Source organism: Sporosarcina koreensis, from assembly GCF_001531445.1.
GTDB classification, from domain to species: domain Bacteria; phylum Bacillota; class Bacilli; order Bacillales_A; family Planococcaceae; genus Sporosarcina; species Sporosarcina koreensis_C.
Genome location: NZ_LQYA01000294.1, coordinates 1 through 853, shown reverse-complemented (window position 1 = coordinate 853; position 853 = coordinate 1). Strand labels below are relative to the sequence as shown.

Sequence of the window (853 nt, the reverse complement as noted above, 5' to 3'; positions counted from 1 at the left end):
CAATGCGCTGGCAGGGTTGGAGGAAGGCATCACCACGCTCGATTCATCGCTAGGCGGCCTCGGCGGCTGCCCCTATGCGCCCGGCGCATCAGGCAATCTCGTGACCGAGGATCTCGTTCTGATGCTCAATTCCATGGGGCTCCGGACCGGCATCGACCTTGAAAAACTGCTCGCTGTTCGGACGATCCTGGCGGAGGCGCTGCCGGGCGAACCGCTCTATGGCTTTACCCCCGATGCGGGCCCGATGCTCGACTATGCGGAAAGGATTGCCCGTTGACCGGCGCGACCGGACCTGTCCCGCTCGCCGGGATCAAGGTCATCGAATTCACTCATATGGTCATGGGACCGACGGTCGGCCACATTTTGGCCGGCCTGGGGGCGGATGTGATCCGCGTCGAACCCCTGGGGGGTGATCGCACGCGCCGTCTGCTCGGTTCGGGTGCTGGCTATTTCCCGATGTACAACCGGGGCAAGCGCTCGATCTGCCTCGATCTGAAGTCGGAAGAAGGCAAGGCCGTCGCGCGTGATCTGTGCGTCGACGCGGATATATTGGTCGAGAATTTCCGTCCCGGCGCGCTCGATCGGCTCGGTCTGTCCTTCGATGCCTTGTCCGAAGCCAATCCGCGTCTGATCTATTGCTCGGAAAAGGGCTTTCTTCCGGGGCCCTATGAAGACCGTACCGCGCTCGACGAAGTCGCGCAGATGATGGGCGGCCTCGCTTACATGACGGGCCCTCCGGGACGTCCGCTGCGCGCAGGATCGAGCGTGGTCGACGTGACCGGCGGCATGTTCGGCGTGATCGGCATCCTCGCTGCGCTCGAGGAACGGCATCGCACGGGCAAGGGCCAGAAGG

Annotated in this window: 1 protein-coding gene and 1 pseudogene; both read left to right on the top strand. The window is 63.8% G+C overall.

Annotated elements, in window-relative coordinates; all coding sequences use genetic code 11:
• Positions 1-277, top strand: a pseudogene (locus AWV70_RS22010) (hypothetical protein); the annotation flags it as partial.
• A partial coding sequence (locus AWV70_RS22005) for a CaiB/BaiF CoA transferase family protein (protein WP_201024455.1) occupies positions 274-853 on the top strand: 580 nt, incomplete at its 3' end. The pseudogene AWV70_RS22010 and the gene AWV70_RS22005, both read left to right, overlap by 4 nt.